At 60.5% G+C, this 19,809-nt stretch carries 21 protein-coding genes; all 21 read right to left on the bottom strand.

Features of this window, described 5'->3' with window-relative positions; all coding sequences use genetic code 11:
* Positions 1–5: 5 nt before the first annotated feature.
* The gene (locus ACR0D6_RS06940; RefSeq protein ID WP_480764964.1) at positions 6–3,989 is read right to left on the bottom strand and encodes a baseplate multidomain protein megatron; all 3,984 of its coding nucleotides are present in this window, start codon (positions 3,987–3,989) and stop codon (positions 6–8) included.
* Entirely contained in the window at positions 3,989–4,435 is a 447-nt protein-coding gene (locus ACR0D6_RS06935) for an NlpC/P60 family protein (protein ID WP_170651939.1), read from the bottom strand. Before ACR0D6_RS06935 ends, ACR0D6_RS06940 begins: the two co-directional genes overlap by 1 nt.
* Positions 4,432–5,319: a DUF2163 domain-containing protein gene (locus tag ACR0D6_RS06930; RefSeq protein ID WP_480764963.1), complete on the bottom strand. Its 888-nt coding sequence runs from the start codon at positions 5,317–5,319 to the stop codon at positions 4,432–4,434. Before ACR0D6_RS06930 ends, ACR0D6_RS06935 begins: the two co-directional genes overlap by 4 nt.
* Entirely contained in the window at positions 5,319–5,951 is a 633-nt protein-coding gene (locus tag ACR0D6_RS06925; protein ID WP_170651935.1) for a DUF2460 domain-containing protein, read from the bottom strand. The genes ACR0D6_RS06930 and ACR0D6_RS06925 overlap by 1 nt, the downstream gene beginning before the upstream one ends.
* Positions 5,952–5,966: 15 nt before the next feature.
* Positions 5,967–6,629, bottom strand: coding sequence for a phage tail tape measure protein (locus ACR0D6_RS06920; RefSeq protein WP_480764962.1), 663 nt, complete (start codon positions 6,627–6,629; stop codon positions 5,967–5,969).
* Positions 6,616–6,825, bottom strand: a complete 210-nt coding sequence (locus ACR0D6_RS06915; RefSeq protein WP_480764961.1) for a rcc01693 family protein — start codon at positions 6,823–6,825, stop codon at positions 6,616–6,618. The genes ACR0D6_RS06920 and ACR0D6_RS06915 overlap by 14 nt, the downstream gene beginning before the upstream one ends.
* A complete protein-coding gene (locus ACR0D6_RS06910) occupies positions 6,822–7,142 on the bottom strand; it encodes a gene transfer agent family protein (protein WP_170651929.1) in 321 nt (106 codons plus the stop codon). The genes ACR0D6_RS06915 and ACR0D6_RS06910 overlap by 4 nt, the downstream gene beginning before the upstream one ends.
* Entirely contained in the window at positions 7,142–7,555 is a 414-nt protein-coding gene (locus ACR0D6_RS06905) for a phage major tail protein, TP901-1 family (protein WP_170651927.1), read from the bottom strand. The genes ACR0D6_RS06910 and ACR0D6_RS06905 overlap by 1 nt, the downstream gene beginning before the upstream one ends.
* 20 nt (positions 7,556–7,575) lie before the next feature.
* Positions 7,576–7,989 carry a DUF3168 domain-containing protein gene (locus tag ACR0D6_RS06900; protein ID WP_480764960.1) on the bottom strand — a complete coding sequence of 138 codons (414 nt, stop codon included), beginning with the start codon at positions 7,987–7,989 and terminating at the stop codon, positions 7,576–7,578.
* Positions 7,986–8,324 (bottom strand): phage head closure protein, encoded by a 339-nt coding sequence (locus tag ACR0D6_RS06895; RefSeq protein ID WP_480449893.1) that lies wholly within the window; start codon positions 8,322–8,324, stop codon positions 7,986–7,988. The genes ACR0D6_RS06900 and ACR0D6_RS06895 overlap by 4 nt, the downstream gene beginning before the upstream one ends.
* Positions 8,321–8,920, bottom strand: a complete 600-nt coding sequence (locus ACR0D6_RS06890; protein WP_480764959.1) for a head-tail connector protein — start codon at positions 8,918–8,920, stop codon at positions 8,321–8,323. The genes ACR0D6_RS06895 and ACR0D6_RS06890 overlap by 4 nt, the downstream gene beginning before the upstream one ends.
* A gap of 172 nt (positions 8,921–9,092) precedes the next feature.
* Positions 9,093–10,271 (bottom strand): phage major capsid protein, encoded by a 1,179-nt coding sequence (locus ACR0D6_RS06885; RefSeq protein ID WP_480764958.1) that lies wholly within the window; start codon positions 10,269–10,271, stop codon positions 9,093–9,095.
* A gap of 34 nt (positions 10,272–10,305) precedes the next feature.
* Entirely contained in the window at positions 10,306–10,851 is a 546-nt protein-coding gene (locus tag ACR0D6_RS06880; RefSeq protein ID WP_480764957.1) for an HK97 family phage prohead protease, read from the bottom strand.
* Between the two features lie 26 nt (positions 10,852–10,877).
* Positions 10,878–11,096, bottom strand: coding sequence for a GTA head formation protein, RCAP_rcc01685 family (locus ACR0D6_RS06875; RefSeq protein ID WP_170572321.1), 219 nt, complete (start codon positions 11,094–11,096; stop codon positions 10,878–10,880).
* Positions 11,089–12,252, bottom strand: a complete 1,164-nt coding sequence (locus tag ACR0D6_RS06870; protein ID WP_480764956.1) for a phage portal protein — start codon at positions 12,250–12,252, stop codon at positions 11,089–11,091. The genes ACR0D6_RS06875 and ACR0D6_RS06870 overlap by 8 nt, the downstream gene beginning before the upstream one ends.
* A 259-nt stretch (positions 12,253–12,511) precedes the next feature.
* Entirely contained in the window at positions 12,512–13,138 is a 627-nt protein-coding gene (locus tag ACR0D6_RS06865; protein ID WP_480764955.1) for a C39 family peptidase, read from the bottom strand.
* Positions 13,139–13,323: 185 nt separating this feature from the next.
* Positions 13,324–14,694, bottom strand: coding sequence for a DNA-packaging protein (locus ACR0D6_RS06860; protein WP_480764954.1), 1,371 nt, complete (start codon positions 14,692–14,694; stop codon positions 13,324–13,326).
* Positions 14,603–14,947 (bottom strand): hypothetical protein, encoded by a 345-nt coding sequence (locus ACR0D6_RS06855; RefSeq protein ID WP_480764953.1) that lies wholly within the window; start codon positions 14,945–14,947, stop codon positions 14,603–14,605. The genes ACR0D6_RS06860 and ACR0D6_RS06855 overlap by 92 nt, the downstream gene beginning before the upstream one ends.
* Positions 14,948–15,170: 223 nt before the next feature.
* Entirely contained in the window at positions 15,171–17,024 is a 1,854-nt protein-coding gene (locus tag ACR0D6_RS06850) for an adenylate/guanylate cyclase domain-containing protein (RefSeq protein ID WP_480764952.1), read from the bottom strand.
* 222 nt (positions 17,025–17,246) lie between these two features.
* Positions 17,247–18,407, bottom strand: coding sequence for an endolytic transglycosylase MltG (gene mltG / locus ACR0D6_RS06845; RefSeq protein WP_480764951.1), 1,161 nt, complete (start codon positions 18,405–18,407; stop codon positions 17,247–17,249).
* A complete protein-coding gene (gene fabF / locus ACR0D6_RS06840; protein WP_480764950.1) occupies positions 18,408–19,673 on the bottom strand; it encodes a beta-ketoacyl-ACP synthase II in 1,266 nt (421 codons plus the stop codon).
* Positions 19,674–19,809 lie beyond the last annotated feature (136 nt).

Raw genomic sequence — 19,809 nt, 5'->3', positions numbered from 1 at the left:
TCCGGTTACTTCACCGTAAGTTCAGCGAACGCACCCGGCCCGTAAGTGGCCGAGACCTGTGCAACTTCAACCACATAGTCGCCGGAAATCCCGTCTTCGGCCTGTTTGGACAAGCTGTACAACCAGTTGCGGTCCCCGATGACGATCTCTCGCCGAACTTCACCGTTCTTGCGGATACGCAGAATGTAGGATTCGCTTTCTTCACCCAATGGCACGTCCAGCCCGGTCCAGTCGTCCCCGTCAACACGAGTACGCCGTATCCACGAGAACCGGGTACCACCGCCCGTAAGCCGCGCGGAAAGATGTGCCGGAGAATAAGGCCTCAGGCCATTGCCCTCGAAGGCCTCGACCAGATGGGTATACGACCTGTTGTTGTATCCGCGCCTTGCCGGTCCAATTCGATAGTTCTTGGCCACACGACGTTCCGAACGCAACAGCCCGGTCTGATACACCCTGTCATCCAGCAACACGAACATCGACCCGACAGGCCAGACATTCGGCATCATCGCATCCGTGCCCAACTGTCCTCGCAACCGACCCGTCAGCTCGTAAATGCCTTTCCCTTGCAACATCGCGTTGCTGAACTGAAAAACCTCCCAGTTTCCGGTGCTGCCGTCACCGATGGCCGCCAGATTGGCACCGTTCAGCAGGGCCGGACGTGGGCGGGATTCCAACACCCCGTCAATCAGATTGACCCGCAGCGCGGCACCTTCATCCCAAAGCCCGGGTGTTGCCCGGATAAGGGGCGTTTCCGTAAACCCGATCACGGCCTGGCTGGCGATGACCTCGCGCAGCGCATAGTCTTCGTCGTTTGACGATGCATAGACGGCAACGTTACCCGGCCACGGATTGGCTGCCACCGCCAGATATGGGGCATAGGGCACCTCGTTACCCGTGATCAGCGGCAGATCCAGAAATACCGGCAAGACCGGCGTGGGCGCCACAAAGGCCTTGGCCGCGACCTCATCTTCGGGCAGGTCCGAGGTCAGATAGACACCAGGCTGAATTCTGACCGCTTCAGCCAGCTGCATTTCCGCCTGCTCAATCCGGTCGATCCGATACAGCCCGCCCTGCTCTCCTTCTCTGGTTCCCGGAAGGCGAACAACGTCACCAGCACCCAGTTCCATCTTTGAAGGCGGCAAGGCAAACCGCGCCGTCTCGCGCGAGACGCGCGCCTCGCTGAGCCACCTTTCCACGGTTTGCCGGCCTTCGCTGCGTGTCATGGACAACGGCATTTCGTTGACCGCGACGGCATGGGTTTCGGTATCCGGCAGAACCACCTCTTCGGCGATCACGTCATGATCCGCATCCGACTGGACAAAGCGCAGCCTCACGCGCCCGGTCATCTGTGCCTCGGCCTCGCGCACATGTTCGACATCGCCGTCGATTTCCGCACTGATCGCAAACTCATCCGGCGCGATCTCGACGGCGTTTCTTCCGTCGCGCATCCGGAATCTCAGCGCGCCATCCCGCTCAATCGCATCGAACCCGTAGCGCAGCATAAGGGGCTGCAAGGCCGAGCGGGCGTCGGTCACATCCTCGATTACATAGCCCCGGACGATGCCCCACAACCCGGACACATCAATCTGCGTGACACCTGACGCGTAACAGATTTCCGCCACGACCGATGCCAGGGTCCGCGACCCGGACCGCCCGTTCAGCCAATGGCCACGGGCATAATTGTCACCATCGCTCCACAACGCACGCAAATTGGGAAATGTCGGATATGGCCGCGCATCCCACGCCCAGACATAGGCGTTGGTCAGGTCGATCATGCGCCTGCCATAGACGTCGGACATCGGGTTTTTTCCGGGCGCATTCCAATATCCCAAAACGGCCCTCAGGTATTGAACCTGCATAAGATCGTCACGCAAGCCATTGGAGTGCTTAGGATACTTCGATTCCGATGATTTGGGATCAATGAACTTGTTCGGCTGGTTCGTCCCTTTGTCGATGGCAGCACATCCCAGTTCGGTGAACCAGATCGGTTTCGATTTCGGCTTCCATGCTGTCCGTTTGGGCCGTCGAACGCCGTTGATCCGCTCGTGATGCGGTTTCGACCACCAGTTGCGCAGATCCTTGTAGCGCCAGACCCAAGGCTCCCCGTGATCGGCATCCTCGATGGGCGTGCGAATTTGAGCATCGGACTGATCCGAACCCCGATAATACCAGTCGTACCCTTCGCCACCCTCGATATTGCTTTGCAGATATTTCAGATCATAGATCGACCGCGCCCCGGCGGCGGCATCCAGATGATCGTCGCCATCCCGCCAATCGGACAGCGGCATGTAATTGTCGATCCCGACAAAATCTATGTTCTCGTCCGCCCATAACGGGTCCAGATGGAAATACCTGTCGCCGCTGCCATCGTCAGGCTGATACCCGAAATACTCAGACCAGTCCGCCGCATACCCGATCTTGGTGTTCGGCCCCAGCAAGGCCCGCACTTCAGCCGCCAAAGATCTCAGTTGCGCAACCGCAGGAAACCCCGATGCGCCCCGAATTTGGGTCAGCGCCCGCATCTCGGACCCGATGCAGAACGAATTGACGCCCCCTGCCGCCGCGCACAGCGCTGCATAGTGCAGAATGAACCGACGCAACCCCCATTCCTGTGGCCCGTGATATGTCACCTCACCATCGCCGATCACAAAATCCGACGCTTTCGCCGTTCCAAAGAACTTGGCCACCTGCATATCCGCCGCAGCCGTCTTGTCGGGCGATCCTTCGCGGCCCGGTGCCTTGCTCAGCGTGATGCGCCCGCGCCACGGCAGGTGCGGCTGGTGTTCGGCATCCGACCACGGGTCGGCCAAACCGTTGTCCGTAAGCTGATCCATCAGGATAAACGGATAGAACATGACACGCTTGCCCTGGCTCCTGAGGTGCCGAATAGCCTGAACAACCGAGCCATCGGCGGGCGTGCCACCATAAACCGGACGCTCATCGACCAGTTTGACCTTTTGCGCAGCAGACCGGGTCTGACCGGCGACCTGCCACGGCATCGTGTCCCCCTCGACATCGCCCTGTACGACCTTGGGCCGAATCTGGCATGCGTTGCACCGCAAGTCGCTGCCGAACCATGACACGATCAGCGAGGCCGCCTCGCATCCCGGCAATTCGCGTCGCAGGGCGCGTGTTGATGCCACCAGATCCGACAGGCCGGACGGAGAGTTCATATTGGCCGCCCAGGACCGCCCCTTGCCTTTGGTATAGTTCATCTGATCACGCGCCAGCGTGTATTCACCTGTGCCGGGCATCAAGGCCACACCCTTGATAATACTGGCCAACCTGTCCCCGTAGCCGGGCATGCCCTTTTGCTCCTGCCGGACCACTTCGAACGAAAACTGGGGAACGCGATTGCCGAAACGGCCCAGCGCCAGATCTTCGATCACAACATACGCCGTCCCGCGATAGGCAGGCACCTTGCCGACACCCTCGGTCGCTTCGATCAGCGGGTCGGGCAACTGGCCCTTCGTCCCGTGATATATCCGCATATTCAGATCGTCATGGGCCAGTTCCTCGCCATCCGCCCAGATTCTGGGGATATCCGCGATCTCGCCCGTTCCCACCGCAATCGCCAGCGAGACCGAATAACTGTAATTGTGCGTGGTGGTTGTCGTCGTGACCTCGGGCTGCTTTGGCGTTCCCTTGCCTCCTCCACCGCCTGTGGTCTGGGACGCAGTCGTCGTGCTACGCGTTTCCAGAAATTCCGAGGCCCAGATCACCTGTCCGCCGACCCGCATCCGCCCGAAAACCGTGGCCATTGGCGCGCCTTCGCCCGTTTCGGTCAGGCGGAACCGGTCCAGACGGCCGGTTTCGACAACCTCGCTGCCGCCGCCCATCACCTTCTGGCTCATCATCCGCTGGTCGATCAGGCGGCCAACGGTTGCTCCGACCGCCCGGCCAATGACCGCGGTTGACAACCCGGCCACCGTTCCACCGATTGACCCACCGAGTGCGGCACCCGCCGCCGATAGAATGATTGTCGCCATCAGCTTACCCCCTCGGGAAATTCGAAACGCGCCACCACCCGGCGGCGCCACGGCTCACTCAGCGAGTTTTCGACAACGCCATGCCCGGAATAGGCATGAATGAAACGCGGAGCTTCACCCGTTGCGCTGACGATCCCCAGATGTTTGGCCACGGCCACATCGCGCATCCGGAACAGCAGCACATCGCCAGCCTCCAGATCAGGGCCGGGTTTCTCGACCAGATGGCGACGGGCTGCATCCCACAACCGCTCTTCGCCCTGCGGCTCGGACCAGTCCGTGCTGTAAATCGGAACCGCCTCGGGCTCGTGCCCGACCAGCTCTCGCCAGACGCCGCGCAGCAGGCCCAGACAATCCGTTCCGGCCCCCTTGACCGACGCCTGATGCACATAGGGGGTTCCAAGCCAGGTCCGCGCCTCATCGACTATATTCTGCCGTGTAATTGTCACCGCCTGCTTCCCCCGTTGTTGGGTTGGCCCTTCTTGGGCACCGCCATCACCCAATCCTCGCTGGGCAGGTCCGGAAAACCCTGAAAATTCAAAATGTTTTCGAATTTTGTTCGACAAGTCGGCATCCGCTTGTCGCATCCAGCAATCAGCCGTGCCTGATCACCGACAGCGACGCCGCCGCCGATCGACTGCCACAGTTCCACGGTCCGCACGCCCTTGCGCAGCCTGTCATGCTTGATCGTCCCCCACAGCCCCTTGGCGCTGCCCGAGATGATCTCCAGCCGTCCTCGTTTGAACCAGCCGCTCTGAAAACGGCCCATGCCCCCAAACCGGAAAATGCCACCGTCTGCCACCTGAAGGATTTCTGCCTTGCCCGAAAACTTTGGGTCCGAGATGTTGATTTGGCAGTTCTCGTCGCCAAGCACAGCTGTACAAGGCTTTTGATACACGCGCCCCAACGGGCGGTTCAGCAGATCGGTCAGCCCGCGAAGCTCGGCATGAAAGGCACCACCGCCGCGCCGCAATTCACCGATCGATCCCCGGAACTGCAGAATACGCTGACTGGTATCGGCCCAGTTCACCAGCCACGCACGCACTTCGGCCGCGTCGAACCGGCCGGCTTCGATATCCTCTTCACGCACCGCAGCGTCGGAGATCGCGCCCATCGCCTCGGCATTGTCAATCGACAACCCGGTCGCCTGCTCAACGGCCGAGGCCGTCAACCCGGTATTGGCCTTGAACGTGACCCCGGCAAAGCTCAGCTCCAGATCGTGATCGGTAAAGCCGTGCACCACCCCATCCTTCCGGGTGATGGACCAGCACCGGCACAGCGTGGTCAGGCCGGTTTTGACATGTGCGTAAAGGGCGTTTTTCTTCAACTCCATCAGACCCGCACCTCCACCACCGGTACATTCGGCACATCGCCTGCCTGAAAGCTGGCGACACTGGTCTGGATCTTGTCGGTATCAAAGCGCACCGGCACGTCGAACTCGAACCCGGCTGTGATCTGTACATCCTCGGCAGGAGGGTTGAACAAGGTGATCACGCCGGTCGTCAAATCGACGTCAAAATCCACGCCCTCTTTCTGCTCGTCCTGCTCAAGTCCGACCCGCACGGTGCCCAGAACCGGTTTGACGATGGGCCGCTCATAGCTGAACCCGCCCGAGGCATAGGATTTGCGCAGCTGAAAGGAGGTCTGCGCGCCGTCCCCTCTGCCGATCACCTGATCCTGCATCGATACATCTGCCGTGGCCGCACCCGATTTGAAATCCGACCAGTCTTTCCAGCGAAATCCGAACATCTGTCCCTGCCGGGCCTCAAAGAACGAAATCAGCGCCTCGACATCGTCAAGCGAGCGCATCCCGACCCCGGCGTCGTAACGTCGCCGCGAATGCGCCCAGGGGGTGTTGCGTTCTTCGAAACCATTGGCCAGCGTCACGATATCCGTCCGCCGCTCCGGTCCCCCAACCGAGCCAAAGCTCAGATTGGCCGGGAACCTCACCTCGTGAAAGTTCATGCGTTGCTCCCCGAATTACCTGTTGCGATTGCCGCGCCCCAGCGCACGGCTCATCTGTGCTGCGATCTGTCCCTGACTGCGGCGAAACCCCTGAACGTCGGGGGTTGTGATATTCATCACCACGTTGACGGCGCGCCCCGCCCCCGAATTCCGCACCCCCAGCTTGCCATCCGGTCCGCGCGCCAGCGGCATGATCGCTTCTGGGCCCGCTTCGCCCATCAGGCCGACACCGCCGCGCATCGGAAAGGTGGTGGGGCCGCTGACCACGCCGCCATTGGCAAACGGCATCACCCGGCCCTGCGCAAAACTGCCGCCATCCGCAAAAGGCAGAATGCCCTGAACCAGACCGCCAACCGTATTGGCCAGCATCCCGCCGAAATGATCCGTCACCGGCTTGATCGCGGCCGCATAGGCGGTCTGAATCATCGAGTTCTTCAGCACATCCAGCGCGTCCGACAGGCCCATGCCATCCAGCACCACGCCGTCAAACGCCTTGCGCAGACCGCTGGACATGCCGCGCTCCAATGTGGCCGCATCCTTGCCCGTCTCTGCAAAGGCTGACCGAACCCGCTTCATCTGGGTGTCAAAGGCCGCCGCCATCGTCGCCGCATCGCCCAGCGCATATCCCAGCGCCTCGCCACGTTCCTGCAGGTCGTCAAACCCGTCACGATCCGTCATCACGCTCTCCTTGTTCCTTGTCCGGATAAGCCGCCAGCAGCGCATCCAGCCCGGCCCGGTTCATGGCGGGCATCCCCGCGCCCTGCCCCAGCATCAGCCGCAGCTCGGCCGGGGTCAGACGCCAGAACTGATCCGGAGCCAGACGCAGGCCGACCAACCCGGCCCGCATCAGGGCTGGCCAGTCGAACCCGCTCATGCCTGTTCCGGCACCATGAAGGCCCGCGCCAGCAGCTCGGCCGCCGCCCGTGCGCCAGCCATGGGGCCACCCTCGATCCCGGCGCTCAGCAGATCGGCGCGGGTGACATCCGCCCCGCCGCCCCGCAACCCGGCCACGATCAGCGCCAGCACATCACCGCTGGAGTAACCACCGCCCTCGAACCGCTGCACCAGCTCCACCAGTGACCCCGCGCCCAGCTCCTGTTCCAGTTCCGCCAAAGCGCCCAGGGTCAGCTTGAGCACCCGCCGCTCTCCGTCGATGGTCAGCGCCACCTCGCCCGTCCACGGATTGGCCATCAGAGCGCCGTAAAGCTCAGCGCACCGGCGCTCGCCATGCTCATCTCATAGGTCGCCTCGCCATTGTGCGAGCCCGCATATTCGATGCCGGTCACCTGAAACGGCCCCTCGACAATGCCGAAATCGGGGATGATCACCTGAAATGCCGGCGTCTCGCTGTCAAAGAACAGCTGCCGCGCGCGTTCGTCGGTTCCTTCATCCCGGAACACACCCGAACCCGAGATCGAGGCCGACTTGACCCCCGCCCCCGACAACAGCTCACGCCAGCCGCCCTGACTTTCCAGGCTGGTCACATCCACGCTTTCCGCGTTGAAACTGATCCGCGTGGCACGCAGCCCCGCGATGGTCTCGAACAGACCCGTGCCGTTCATGTCCACTTTGACCAGCAGGTCCTTACCGTTCTGGGCACCCATATGCTCTCTCCAATGATTGCTTAGTTGTCTTCCACGCGGGCGCGGAATTTCAGGTCGATCTGGCGGATCGCGCCGCCGGTTCCCGTGCGCCGGGCCGAGGCGCGTTCAAACCACAGCCCCACCAGGCGACCCCGGTCGAGCGTCAGTGATGCGCCCTCCAACGCATCACACACTGCCCCGGCCAGCGTCTTGGCCGCGCCGAAACCGGCAGCCCCGGAAACCACCGACACCGTGAACCGATGCACGGCACCACCGCCCGACCGGTCCGAGGCCTCTCGCACCTCCTCCGGTCCAAGCGTCACATAAGTCTGCGGCAGCGATCCGGCGGGCACCGCGTCATAGATCGCGCCACCTGACAGGGTGCCGACCTTTGCATCCCCCGAAAGCTGCTGAAACACCGCTGTCTGCAAAGCAGCCGATACGCCATAGCTCATGCCGCCACCTCCTCATCCGCGAAACAGGTCAGGTACTGGCCACGCCCATCTCGTTCAGCGACCGCGCGGATAACAAAGCGGCGGTCGCCTTCGCGAAACCGCTGATCCGGCGCGGGCCGCATGGCCGACCCCTCGGGCGCACCCCGCACAACGATGCGATAGCTGACCCGTGACACCGGTACCCCGGCAACCTGCCGCTCAGCCCCGCTGCGCGCGGTAACCTCGGCCCAATGGGTGCCCAACGCCTGCCAGCTCTCGGTGTACCCACCGGACCCGTCGGCTGCGCGCACCGGTGCCTCCAGCACCAGTTTCCTGTTCAACCTGGGCGTCTTCATTGCGCCACCCCGGCACCGAACCGCACCATCCGATAGCGCTGGATCAGGCTGGTCACGCCAAATGGCATGCACCCGTCACTCAACGCCGTTTCGTCGCGGTATTCGTAATAATGCGCAGCCAGCAACAGCACCGCCTGACCCAGATCGGCGGGCAGCCCACCCCAATCAGGTGCCATCCCGGCCGTAAATGTGATCTTCACTGACCCGCCCGTAGCGATCATCGGCAATCCTGAACCTGCAGGGCGCAACCGGGGCCGCTGCAAATCCCGTTCCAACCTGTAGGCATCCGCTGCCACCGCAGTCTCGGCACCCGCAGCATCCGTAACCATTACCGCGTCAACCGCAGTTACCGGAGCCACCGGCAACACCTCACCCGCGTGATCGCGCCAGCTGTTCAGGCTCCACGAAAAATTGCGCTCGATCAGTATTTTGCCGGTGCGCGCCTCAATCGCTGCAATCGCCGCGCGCAGGAATCCCTTTAGCACTTCGTCCTGCACATCGCCTTCGGCAAACCCCGTGCCCAGCCGCAGATGCGCCTTGAACTGATCCACCGGCAGCGCCGCATCCGCGATGGCGGTTTCTTCGATCAACATCATCCATTCTCTCCGCAATCTCGGACCCCTCCGGGGGCCGCATCCTTGGAAAATGACGGGCACGCGCCGCCCCACGTTGCTCGGACGGAGGGGAGCAGCTAGACAACGCAGGGGATCTCACCCCGGCCCGCGCCCGCCGCCCGAGGGGCGCAAAGCCCCCCGGATCCGTCACCGCTTAGGCGGTGCCGAATTTCACCAGCTTGATTGCAGCAAAGTCGCTGACGTCGCCGCCCACGCGCTTGGTCGCGTAGAACAGGACATGCGGCTTGGCGCTGAACGGATCGCGCAGCACGCGCAGATCGGGACGCTCGGCGATGGTATAACCGGCCTGGAAGTCACCGAACGCAATCGAGAAGCTGTCGCTGCCCGCGTCCGGCATGTCTTCGGCGATCAGCACCGGATAACCCATCAGACGCGCAGGCTCACCCGCAGCCAGAGCATCCGACCACAGGAAGCGGCCATCGCCGTCTTTCAGCTTGCGGATCACACCGGCAGTCTTCGAGTTCATCACGAAGGTGCCATTGACGCGGTACTGCGCGCCCAGCGCATAGACCACATCGACAATCGCATCCGCATCGACACCGCCGTCGATCCCTGTTGGCACATAACCAAGATTGCCCCACGCCCAGACGTCATTGTCGACCTTGGCGTGATCCAGAATACCCTTGGGCTTGTCCGCACCATCGCCCGAGATAAACGCCGCCGCTTCGGCACGGGCGAACTTGTCCGCGATGCGACCGGCGAGCCAGCCCTCGACGTCAAAAGCACTGTCATCCAGTAGGCGTTGCGAGGCCTTGGGCAGCGCGCTCAGCTCGTGCAGTGTGATGGAAATCCGGTCAATCGACGGCGTCGCCGTCTCGGTCGCGGTCGAGGTCTCATCCGCCCAGCCAGCGCCCACATCCGTATGGTCGATCAGCACGTCGAACGAGTTTGCCTCGACATTCACCACCGATGCAATCGAGCGGATCGAGGCGGTGGATTTCAACACCGACTTAATGATCTCGGCAGTCTGCGGATCGACCAGATAGCCGCCATCGCTGTTGACGGCGCTGGACAGAGATTTGGCTTCCATTTCAAGGCCGCGCAGCCCGTCATCGTCACCCGAACGCACATAGGCATCAAAGGCCTTTTGGTGCGGTGCTCCTTCGGTGCCCGAGGCCGCAAGATGCGGGCGCGCCGCGATGGTTGATTTACGATCCAGCATGGTCAGTCGCTCTTCTGTCTGTTGTAGTTTGGTTTTAACTTCAGCCTTCAGGCCCTTGAATTCATTCACGAAGCCAGCCATCGCCTGCTTCACCTCCTGAACCAGGGGCGCACCCTCTCCGGTCAAGGCCGGAATCTCGGTCTTGCTCATCAGCACTTCCTTGTTTGGGTGGGATTGAGGCGCGCTAGGTCCGCGCCAGCTCCTGCCGGGCGTGATCAAACACCTCGGCAATACTGCGCCAGGTGTTCTCGGCCTCGGGGTCTGTCCCCTTTGCCGCCACCCGTGCACTGGGAAGCATCGGGAATGTCACCAGCGACACCTCCCACAGCTCCAGTTCGGTCAGGACCCGTTGGCCCTTGTCATTCTTCACGGCCCGTTTGGTGCGATAGCCAATCGACAACCCGTCGATGGCCCCGGCCCGGATCAGTTCCGCCGCCTCACGACCCTTTTGCGTCGCCTCCAGCAGACGCCCTTTGACCCACAGGCCCTTGCCGTCCTCACGCACCTCGTCCCACACGCCGATGGGCTGCGCCGGGTCGTGCTGCCACAGCATCTTGACCCGCTGACCTGCCTTCTCTAGCCCCGCCAGCGAAGCACGATAGGCCCCGTTCTGTACCACGTCGCTGCCCTGATCCACCTGACCGAACAGGCTGGCATATCCCTCGATCACAGCGTCTTCGCTAACAGACAACCCGTCTCCAAACCGCGCGAACTTGTGTTCCAAATCCATCAACTTCTCCATGTAACCCGCTGAACTCATGGCGTTACCACCAGAAACGACTGAAACGCCTGCGCCAGAATTACCGCCGCCACACCGTAGACCGTCAGCCACAATCGCCGCTCAAGCCGCTCCATCATGTCCTCGATCTGATCCAGCCGCCGACAAAGATGCGCGTGCTGGATCTCGGCCACCCGCTCATGCGCGGCCAGACGCAGGCCTGGCGCGCAGTCGAACGGCGGATACCCCTCAGCCATCGGCGCGCTCCGGCAGCCCCAGCAGCGCCCGCTTTTCCGCATCCGTCAGGAACTCCGCCCCGCTGACCCGCGCCCATTGCGCATCGCGTTCTGCCGACAGCGCAGGCACCTGATCCAGATCGGGTTTCAGCACCAACTCCTCGCCGGTAAAGGCTGACAGCCACTCCGACACCGCCGCCGCCACCCGCGTCACCAGGGGCAGCACGGTCAGGCGATAGAACGCCCGGTTGGCCTCCTGATAGTTCGAATAGGTCGCGTCGCCCTGAATTCCCAGCAGCATCGGCGGGACCCCAAAGGCCAGCGCGATCTCGCGGGCGGCGGCTTCCTTGGTCTTTTGAAACTCCATGTCGGACGGCGAAAAGCCCATCGGCTTCCAATCCAGACCCCCTTCCAGAACCATCGGCCGACCCGCATTCCGCGCGCCACGATAGTTCTGCTCAATCTCGTCAGACAGACGGCGGAACTGATCCTCGGCCATAACCCCCTGGCCATCACCGCCCTTCCAAACCAGAGCTCCCGAAGGCCGCGCCGCATTATCCAGCAGAGATTTCGACCAGCGAGACGCGCTGTTATGCACATCAATCGCCATCGCCGCCGCCTGCATCGGCGAGAACCCGTAATGGTCGTCCTGCGGGTGGAAGGATTTGATATGACAGATGTTTTCCGTTGCGAACCGGTGCGTCTTGCCCCCCGCTGTATAATCATACGCCTTGGGCCAGCCATCCGCCCCCGGCACTACGCTCATCCGGTCCGAGCGCAGAACATGCAGCTCAACCGGCAAGCCCTCCTCGGCTTGTACCGCCTCGACGTAAGCGTTGCCTGACAACAGCAACTGCCCGAACAAGGCCTCCATCAGCTCCGCCCGCCCCTGCGCCGCATTTGGACGCCGCATCAGGCTCAGGATCGGGTGCACGTCATAGCGCTGCGTCTGATCCTGCAGGACCAGGGGCAAAGCCGCCGCCGCCTCGGCAATCAGCTTGACCGAGCGAAACCCCACCGGGTTCCCCGAAAACCCGGTCCGCGTCAGCGACACCGCATCCCGAGGGCTCCATGCCACGCGCCCACCCGTCTGCCACGCAACCACCGGCCCCGCAGCGCTCGCCTTTGCCTCCGGCGCTTCCCCAGCCGATCCACGACGCAAGAAATCGAATACCATCTGTGCTCCTTTCTGCCGCCGCTCTGCCCGGCTTGTTGAAAGGAGTTATGAGGGAAAGAAGTTTAAACCTCGGGAATGGGGCGTACGGAGGTTGGGCAACACCGATCTCGGCCCTTTGCCACGATCCATCACAGCCATAGTTTCAGACTGCCGCGTCACAAAAAAAGCAACCGTTCGCTTTCTTCAGACGAACCCTGAGTCTTACAGTTTCAAAACTCTGTTCCGGATGGGCAGTACGAAACCAGCAGTTTAATCCAGACTACTTCGGGTACGCGAAAAAAGCGCTGCGGTTGTTCGCGAATCTATGGTTGTGCCAATTTTCCTTCAGTACCGCATAACTCAAAATGCGAGACTGTTTTCCTGGCAAGTTTGGATCGCGAATGTAGACAACCTGTGCTTCATCATTAAAGCCCATGACGACAAACGTGTGACCTTCATCTTGGTGGACATCGATAAGTACCGGGCGGCCTTTTCTCAAACTTGCCTTTATATCGCGAAGACCAGACTTAAAGCCGGAGGATGATTTTGGGTAATCGCGAATTTTCCACCGATACCCATACTTGCGAAGAGCGTAGTTGGCATCTCTCCAATATGTAAACTTTGAATTTCTTTGGCTTTTGGGCTTGTGACCTTCAGCGATGGTTTTTAGTTCGACGGGATCAATTCTACCCCCAAAATACTGAACAACCATTGCCGCCGAAGTTGGCACGCAAAGATTTTCGCCTTGCCTAATATGGGGAACATCCAATCTGACGTAAGACTCTGTAATTCCCGGTGGTGGCAACTTCCGGTGTGACACAGCTCCCTCGCGCCAACCGACCTCAGCGTTTGCAAACGGCGAAATGAAAATAAGAAACACAAATGACAGAATAATCGTAAAATACACTTCGTCCTCCTTTTTCAGAAGCGTATTCTAACCTTTCTGTAGCAGTCAAATTGAGCCGAAGGGCTCTGCTTTTGAAGTTCTTTTCCAGGCAAAAGTAGCGAAGCAAAATGCCGGATGCCATTTGAGCGTTTTTGAATAGGCTCAAAGCATATGATTGGTTTTCGCGACTTAAGAAAACACAATCCTCACAAAACCCGCACCCTCGGCCTCCGGTATACCCCTGCAGGCCCCACAACCAACTCATGCAAGGCCCAGACCAGCGCATCGACCCGGTCGGGTGAGCCCTGCCCCTCAAATCCGCGCGCTGTCATCTGGCACATCTGCTCCTCCAGCGCGTCCAGCCCGGCCACATGCGCCACCCGCCCCTGCTCGTACAGGGCCGCCACAGGCTCTGCCCGGGCTACCTTGCCACGCGACGCACGCACTGCCCGGAACGGGACCACAGGGTCCACCTGCCGCACGACCTCCTCAACCAGTTGGCCGCCCTGATTGACCTCGGCCACCAGCCGCTCAGCCCCGAAATCATCCATCGCGTCAATCGCCGCCTGCGCCCAGCCTGCCGGGCCAACGCCCTGCACCGTCCGGTCGGCCAGCACAAACGCCCGCCACTCCTCGGGCGGCCCCTGCAGTTGCGCACCGACCACCACGATCCCGCAGGCATCCGCGTCTGATCCTGCCGTCACCGCCGGGTCCAGCGCCACCACGATACGGTCCAGTTCAGGCACCCGGTCAATCCGCGCCGCCTCCAGCATCGGGCCCGTCCACAGCGCCCCCTCGGCGTCCGACAGCAGCACCCCGTCCAACTCCTGCCGCCCCAGCCGTGTGCCTGCATACCGCGCGCGCACCTCGTCCAGAAAAGACTCCGCCAGATTGGCACGGTTAGCCTCGGTCGGCGCATGAGTTTGCACGGTAGACGGAGTCGCCAACAATTCCTTCAGAACCTTCACATTTCGCGGTGTGGTCGTCACACAGACCCGCGGTCGCTCTCCCAACCGAAGGGCAAACTGCAGCATATCCCATGTCTCTCCGGCCTTTTTCCACTTGGCCAGTTCATCCACCCATGCCGCATCGAACTGCGGCCCCCGCAACCCCTCGGGATCATGCGCCGAAAACGCCTGCGCCTCGGCCCCGTTGGGCCAGACAAGTTTTTTTTCGGATGCTTTCCACACCGGACGCCGATCCGGCGGAGAACACCGCAATATCCCGCTATCACCAAAGATCATCACGTCGCGCACCTGATCAAAGGTCTCACCGACCAATGCCACCCGACTGGCCTCTCCTCGGTCCAGCGGCTTTGCCCCCTCGACCATCGATCGCACCCATTCGGCCCCGGCCCGCGTCTTGCCCGCGCCACGCCCGCCCATGATCACCCAGGCTCGCCAATCCCCCTCGGGCGGCAACTGGTGCGGCAGCGCCCAGAACTCGAACAGGAAAGGGAGGGCACACAGCCCCCCCTCCCCGATCTCACTCAGAAATCGGTCCCGCACCGCAGCATCGGCGGAGGCGAGCCAGTCTGCACCCGATCTCAGACCGGGCGCGTTCAAGATCGAGTGCATAGCCCCCCTGGGCGATTCCGATCTGTTTGTGATGTTGTTCGACAAGGCTTGTCTCCACTTTCTGACAACTTCGGATCAGGCCCTCCAGCTGCCCGAGTTGCCTGGCTGAACCAGCAAGATCTGCATCCTCCCCGGTCCCGATCTGCTTGCGCAGGTCTTCCGCCGCTTGCCGCAGACCGCGAATGGATGCCTCCAGCGACTGCAACAGTTCCGCCGTTTGGGACATCCGCTCTTCCGGGGTAATCAAAGTCATGTTTGCCTGTGACCTCATGCGTGAGTTTTTCCGCACGAGAGAAATGAAAAACGGCCACCGGGTTGCCCCGGGGCCGTCGCCCACTTCTTCTAGCATGACACAACCTATACGAGAGTCAGTTCGGAAAGTCAAGGTTTTCGCAACAGGTGCGCAACGCCCAACGCACCGGAATGATTAATAAATTCTTGCCCACCGGGCACCCTGACCGCCCTGTGGCAATCGACTATTCCGGCATCCCTGCTATCCGCAGGTCCGAATACCACTGCTCAAGATACTCTTTCGCGTGATATTCCCTGTCCAGATAGGACCGCATTTCGGTGATGCTGTAATCAGGATTGTCTGCAAGAAATTCGGCAATCACCTGCCGCGCGTCATCCTTGCGGCCAAGGCAAATATATATCGTCGCCAATGTCCGCAGGCGCAGGCTTGGAGGGTTCCGCTGTCCGTTATAGGTTTCCAGTGCGGTTTCACAATCGCCGAGTATATACTGCACCCAGGCGAGGTTGGCCTTGAAGTGATCCGGATGATGCGGGTCCAGTTCCATGGCTTCCTGCAAAACCGCAGCAGCTTCTTCCAACCGTCCAAGGCTCATCAAAGGCAATGACAATGTGTTCATGTATCGCGACGAACTCGGATACAGTTCGATGGCTTTTTTGAAATGGACAACAGCCTCTTCCAGTTCCCCTTTTCCATAATGCACCCAACCGCGGGCATATTGCGCACCTGGGGCGTTTGGATCCAGTGACAGGGCTTTTTCCGCTGCTTCCTCGGCCAGCCGCAATGCCTCGTCCCGATCAACATCGGACCAGCCGCGCCGGTATCCTGCCATGTAGGAAAAAGCCAGGCCGATGTATCCGAAGTGAGAATCCGGATCAGCCTGCACAGCCATTTTGTTCAATTCCAGACTGGCCAAGGCGCCCTCTTTCGTGAATTTCCGCTGCTCCTGCCTTGCTTTCAGGTGATAGTGCAGCGCATTCACCGACGCCGCGCCCGTCACCGGCGGGTCGCGAAACCCAACTCGCGCGCCAACCGCGGCGGCAATGGCGCGCACAATCTCGTCCTGCACGACAAAAAGGTCACCGATTTCACGGTCGTATGTGTCCGCCCAAACATGTTCACCGGACGTTGCATCGATCAGCTGCACCGTCACACGCAACTGATCCCCGTTCTTTTGCTGGCTGCCTTCGACAAGGTAAGACAGGTTCAACTCTCGTCCGACCTCAACCACATTCACTGGAGCATCGCGGTAGGAAAAACTTGTATTTCGGGCCAGAACCGAAACTTCCGGCACACGGGACAGTTCCGTGATCAGACCTTCGGCTATGGCGTCACTCAGATACGACCTTTCATCACCTGTACTCAGATCATCAAAGGCCATGACCGCAAGGCGCGGCAGCCCCGACCTCATGTCCGCATTGGTGGCATTCCTGACGCTTGTAGCCCACCACAAGCCCCCCGCGACCATGAGCAGAACAACAGCCAATATTGCGACCAATCTCCGGGAAACCGGCTTTCGGCCGGTTGACGGTGTTGTTTCCGGCATCGACAGGCTGTCGGCGCGTTCATCCAGAACCACTTTGAAGGCAGGAACCGGTTCTTCGATATTCTTGACCTTTTGCTCACCCAAACTCTCGAACGTCAAATCAAGTTTGCTTCGAACCTGAGTATGCACCGAACGGGAAATACAGATGCCGCCGGGCTCGGCCAATGATTGCAGCCTCGCCGATATGTTGACGCCATCCCCAAAAATGTCGTCATCCTCTACCACGATGTCACCAACATTGATGCCAACGCGGTATTGCAAGCACAGATCGTCAGGTGACTTCGCATTGTTGTTTCTGATTTCAGTCTGCACCGTGACAGCAAAAGCGACCGCGTCGACTGCACTGGCGAATTCCATCAATGCGCCATCACCCATCAACTTAATCGTCCGGCCCCCGAATTTTTCGGCCGCAGGATCAATCACATTTTGACGGTTGGATTTCAGCTTTGACAGGGTCTCGGATTCGTCGATCTCCATTGCCCGGCTGTAACCGACGACATCAGAAGACAAGATGGCTGACAGGCGTCGATGCATCGCATACCCCTCGGCCAATATGTTACACCAATTTTGCAAAATTTTCCATTCGCGCGCACAGCGTCAACGCCTTGGCATCCGGGCTTGTCAGCGTTCAATCGCGGAATTCAAGCGGACCAAAGACTGAGATTTCCGTTTAAGAAATCTTAACTTCGGTCCGCATTTTTTGTTGTACAAAACGTACAGAACCCCACTGGAAACTGGTACAAACCGGAAGATTTATCAGTTGTCCTGAGCTTTCCGCTCCGCCTCGATCTCGCGCCATTTGGCGACGTTGCGATTGTGCTCCTGCAACGTTTCGGCAAAGGCATGCCCCCCCGTGCCGTCAGCAACGAAGAACACATAATTCGTCTCATCCGGCGCAACCGCCGCCTCAAGGCTCGCAAGGCCCGGGCTGGCAATCGGTGTCGGAGGCAACCCATCAATCAGATAAGTATTCCAAGGGGTTGAACGACGAAGTTCACTACGACGCAGACCACGGCCCAGTACGCCTTGTCCCTTGGTGACGCCATAAATCACGGTCGGGTCCGTCTGCAGTTTCATGCCCCGCTCAAGGCGGTTCACAAAAACACTGGCAACCTGCCCGCGCTCCTGCGGTACACCGGTTTCCTTTTCGATGATCGAGGCAAGTATCAGCATTTCTTCCGGGCTGCTCAGCGGCAAACCATCCTGACGGTTCTCCCAAACTGCATTCACCCTAAGCTGCTGTTTTTCCTGCATTTCCGCAAGGACTTCGCTGCGCTCTGTTCCTGGCCTCACCTCATAACTGTCCGGTGCCAGCATTCCTTCCGGTGGCAGTTCGGACACCTCGCCGCTCAGCACGTCCACCGCTTTCAGGGCCTCTACAACCTGCCAGGATGTAACCCCTTCAGCCAAGGCCACACGAAAGCGCGTATCTGCCTCAGAGCTTTTTTCGGCATAAGATTCAGGTACTTCCCCTTCAGCGGGATTGAAGGACGCAACTTCGACAAATTCAAGCGTCGCCGGGTCAAGCTCTCGCACTTGCGTCTCATTTCGCGTCACGCCGATACGGTAAACGATCTCGGTCCCGCACGTACTCGCCCCGCCCTTGGTGATGTCGTCGACGATCTGTTCCATCGACGCACCTTCACGCACCAGAAAGCTGCCCGCCTTCAACTGCTGAGACTTGTCCGCATAGTCCGCACCCAACCGGAAAATCGTGGCGCTGGTTACCGCACCCTTTTCCTGCAGGTCACGGCTCACACGGGACATGTTGGACCCGCGTTCTACCCGCAGGCAGATCGCGCTTTCCAACGGACCTTCTGCGGAATATTGCGCCTGCCCCCACAGGACCAAGCCAGCCAAGAGGAACAGGCCGACCGCCAGAACGGTCAGCATGTTCGATGCAAGCGCGCGCCACATTTAGTCGGCCTTTCCGAAAATCACACTCGCATTGGTGCCACCAAACCCGAAAGAGTTCGACAAAGCCACGTTGATCTCGCGCTCACGTTTCTCATTCGGCGCCAGATCCAGCGCGGTTTCGACCGCAGGGTTGTCCAGATTGATCGTCGGAGGCGCAACCTGATCCCGGATCGCCAGGATCGAAAAGATTGCTTCGATCGCACCCGCAGCCCCCAGCAAATGACCGGTGGCCGATTTGGTCGAGGTCATGGTCGCATTGGCCGCATGTTCGCCCAACAGACGCTCAACAGCGCCCAGTTCGATCGTGTCGGCCATGGTCGAGGTACCGTGCGCGTTGATGTAATCCACGTCCTTCGGCTCCAGCCCTGCGCTTCTCAGCGCGGCCCTCATCGACCGTTCCGCACCATCACCGTCTTCGGACGGTGCGGTGATGTGATAGGCGTCGCCGGACATACCGTACCCCAGCACCTCGGCATAAATCTTGGCGCCGCGGGCCTTGGCGTGCTCGTATTCTTCAAGCACGACGATCCCTGCGCCCTCACCCATGACAAAGCCGTCACGGTCCTGATCGTACGGACGGCTGGCCGCCTTGGGATTATCGCCGTATTTCGTGGACAACGCCTTGCATGCATTGAACCCGGCGATGCCGATTTCACAAATGCAGCCTTCACCACCGCCAGCAACCATCACATCCGCATCACCGGCGCGGATAATACGGCTGGCGTCACCAATGGCGTGTGCGCCTGTCGAGCAGGCCGTCACAACCGAATGGTTCGGCCCTTTGAAACCACGTCGGATCGATACCTGACCTGATGCCAGATTGATCAGCGCGCCCGGGATAAAGAAGGGCGATACACGGCGCGGACCTTTGTCTCGGATAAGGTTCGCAGTGTCGGCGATGGAACCCAGCCCACCGATACCCGACCCGATCAGAACGCCCGTACGCAGACGTGCCTCTTCGTCTTCTGGCAGCCAGTCGGCATCCTTACAGGCCATTTCCGCAGCCGCGATGGAGTACAGGATAAAGTCCTCGATCTTGCGCTGTTCCTTCGGCGGCATCCAGTCGTCGGGGTTAAAGGTTCCGTCCGTTCCGTCACCGTGCGGCACTTCGCAGGCATAGGTCGTGGCGACCCCACTTGCCTCGGCATCGAACTTGGTGATTGGGCCTGCGCCGGACTCTCCGTCCAGCAGTCGCGACCAGGTTTCCTCGACCCCGCTGGCCAAAGGAGTGACCAATCCCAGACCGGTTACAACGACTCTGCGCATGAAGTGCCTCTTGCCTGCTTCCTGTTTGAGAACCGCTCATACCCCGGCCAAGGGTCCGGGGGCAAGAGCGAGGGTAAATATTGAACTGGCGAGATCCTGCCCGGCGGTGCCGCAAGCTATTTCATAAGATTACGGC

It is taken from the genome of Ruegeria sp. BJ6 (assembly GCF_056537885.1).
The sequence above is the reverse complement of the archived record's forward strand: the minus strand, read 5'-3'. Positions and strand labels throughout refer to the sequence as shown.

Excerpts from the sequence above, each read along its gene's own strand:
- ACR0D6_RS06940 (WP_480764964.1), bottom strand. The coding sequence starts at position 3,989 with ATGGCGACAATCATTCTATCGGCGGCGGGTGCCGCACTCGGTGGGTCA.
- ACR0D6_RS06930 (WP_480764963.1), bottom strand. The coding sequence starts at position 5,319 with ATGGAGTTGAAGAAAAACGCCCTTTACGCACATGTCAAAACCGGCCTG.
- ACR0D6_RS06925 (WP_170651935.1), bottom strand. The coding sequence starts at position 5,951 with ATGAACTTTCACGAGGTGAGGTTCCCGGCCAATCTGAGCTTTGGCTCG.
- ACR0D6_RS06920 (WP_480764962.1), bottom strand. The coding sequence starts at position 6,629 with ATGACGGATCGTGACGGGTTTGACGACCTGCAGGAACGTGGCGAGGCG.
- ACR0D6_RS06915 (WP_480764961.1), bottom strand. The coding sequence starts at position 6,825 with ATGAGCGGGTTCGACTGGCCAGCCCTGATGCGGGCCGGGTTGGTCGGC.
- ACR0D6_RS06910 (WP_170651929.1), bottom strand. The coding sequence starts at position 7,142 with ATGGCCAATCCGTGGACGGGCGAGGTGGCGCTGACCATCGACGGAGAG.
- ACR0D6_RS06905 (WP_170651927.1), bottom strand. The coding sequence starts at position 7,555 with ATGGGTGCCCAGAACGGTAAGGACCTGCTGGTCAAAGTGGACATGAAC.
- ACR0D6_RS06900 (WP_480764960.1), bottom strand. The coding sequence starts at position 7,989 with ATGAGCTATGGCGTATCGGCTGCTTTGCAGACAGCGGTGTTTCAGCAG.
- ACR0D6_RS06895 (WP_480449893.1), bottom strand. The coding sequence starts at position 8,324 with ATGAAGACGCCCAGGTTGAACAGGAAACTGGTGCTGGAGGCACCGGTG.
- ACR0D6_RS06890 (WP_480764959.1), bottom strand. The coding sequence starts at position 8,920 with ATGATGTTGATCGAAGAAACCGCCATCGCGGATGCGGCGCTGCCGGTG.
- ACR0D6_RS06885 (WP_480764958.1), bottom strand. The coding sequence starts at position 10,271 with ATGAGCAAGACCGAGATTCCGGCCTTGACCGGAGAGGGTGCGCCCCTG.
- ACR0D6_RS06880 (WP_480764957.1), bottom strand. The coding sequence starts at position 10,851 with ATGGATTTGGAACACAAGTTCGCGCGGTTTGGAGACGGGTTGTCTGTT.
- ACR0D6_RS06875 (WP_170572321.1), bottom strand. The coding sequence starts at position 11,096 with ATGGCTGAGGGGTATCCGCCGTTCGACTGCGCGCCAGGCCTGCGTCTG.
- ACR0D6_RS06870 (WP_480764956.1), bottom strand. The coding sequence starts at position 12,252 with ATGGTATTCGATTTCTTGCGTCGTGGATCGGCTGGGGAAGCGCCGGAG.
- ACR0D6_RS06860 (WP_480764954.1), bottom strand. The coding sequence starts at position 14,694 with ATGCACTCGATCTTGAACGCGCCCGGTCTGAGATCGGGTGCAGACTGG.
- ACR0D6_RS06855 (WP_480764953.1), bottom strand. The coding sequence starts at position 14,947 with ATGACTTTGATTACCCCGGAAGAGCGGATGTCCCAAACGGCGGAACTG.
- ACR0D6_RS06850 (WP_480764952.1), bottom strand. The coding sequence starts at position 17,024 with ATGCATCGACGCCTGTCAGCCATCTTGTCTTCTGATGTCGTCGGTTAC.
- mltG (WP_480764951.1), bottom strand. The coding sequence starts at position 18,407 with ATGTGGCGCGCGCTTGCATCGAACATGCTGACCGTTCTGGCGGTCGGC.
- fabF (WP_480764950.1), bottom strand. The coding sequence starts at position 19,673 with ATGCGCAGAGTCGTTGTAACCGGTCTGGGATTGGTCACTCCTTTGGCC.